At 53.0% G+C, this 1,324-nt stretch carries 1 protein-coding gene; it reads right to left on the bottom strand.

The features are described from left to right. Positions 1 to 33: 33 nt before the first annotated feature. Positions 34 to 1,224: an IS256 family transposase gene (locus ACTNBK_RS17020; RefSeq protein WP_441147879.1), complete on the bottom strand. Its 1,191-nt coding sequence runs from the start codon at positions 1,222 to 1,224 to the stop codon at positions 34 to 36. Between the last annotated feature and the right edge of the window lie 100 nt (positions 1,225 to 1,324).

Below are 1,324 nucleotides of genomic sequence, written 5' to 3' on the forward strand. Positions count from 1 at the left end.
CACTTTAGTTCGCAGACTCTGTTATGAATGAAGTCAGCCAACAATGGAGGCATCCTCAACGGTCGCCTCCAGATGCTTCATGTTCATGTACTTCTTGTTGCCCCACTGGGTGCCGGCTACATGGCGCAGCCGGGCACAGACCAGCATAAGGGCAGAGTTGCCGTCCGGGAAACTGCCCACCACACGGGTACGGCGGCGGATCTCCCGGTTTAGCCTCTCAATCACGTTGTTGGTACGAATACGGGTCCAGTGTTCACTGGGGAAATCACAGTAGGTCAACGTTTCCTCAATACCATTCTCCACCTTCTTGGCGGCTTCCTTCAGTTTCATAGAGCGCAGTTCCTCTACCACAGCCTTAGCTTTTTCTCGGGCGGCTTTCTTGCTCTCCTGAGCGTGGATCGCCTTGAGCATCTTGGCCACCAGCTTCACCTTTGAGCGAGGTGTGACAGAGAACACATTTCGGTAAAAATGGACGGTACACCGCTGGTATTTGGCCTCAGGAAATACCTCTCCCACGGCTTCCAGCATACCAAGACACTTGTCGCCAACAATGAGTTTCACACCGTTCAGACCACGGCCACGCAGCCACTGGAAGAAGCTGATCCAGCTGGCCTTATCCTCCTTCATGCCCTCTGCGGCGCCCAAAACCTCACGATATCCATCCTCATTAACCGCAATTGCCACAAGAATGGCTACATTTTCAAATTCTCCACCCCAATTGCGGCGCAGGTAGATCCCATCCACATAGACATATGGATACCGCCCACCTTGCAGAGGACGGTTCCGCCAATCTTCAATGTGGACATACGCTTTCTTATTCAGCTCACTGATGGTGGAGGGAGAGACTTTGCTGCCCCACAGGGCCTCAGTGATGTCCTCTACACGCCGGACGGATACACCTGCCAGGTACATTTCAATAAGAGCCTCTTCCACACTGCTCTCCCGGCGGCGATACCGCTCAATAATGGCAGTCTCAAAGGAGATTCCCTTGAGCTTAGGCACCTTGAGAGTGACATCCCCAGAAGTGGTGGTGAGGTTGCGGCTGTAGTGACCGCTGCGGTAGCCCTGGCGCTGCTTGTTACGCTCGTACCGGGCCGCCTGGGTTAGCTTCTCCGCCTCGGCCTCCAGAAGCTCATTGAGTGTTTCTTCTACGCTTCCACGTACAAGTTCCTTGAGCTGCCCCTTGATAACTTCCTCGTTTAGCTGTACAATCTTCTCGGACATGGTTTGCTGTCTCCTTTCGAATGGTGTGTCGCGACTTCATTCTACCAGAGATCTGCAAACCATGTCTTTTTTGTTTTTGCGAAACTTATTCTACCTGACC

It is taken from the genome of Intestinimonas sp. HCP28S3_D6, assembly GCF_052065695.1.
Taxonomy (GTDB): Bacteria; Bacillota; Clostridia; order Oscillospirales; family Oscillospiraceae; genus Intestinimonas.

Excerpts from the sequence above, each read along its gene's own strand:
- ACTNBK_RS17020 (WP_441147879.1), bottom strand. The coding sequence starts at position 1,224 with ATGTCCGAGAAGATTGTACAGCTAAACGAGGAAGTTATCAAGGGGCAG.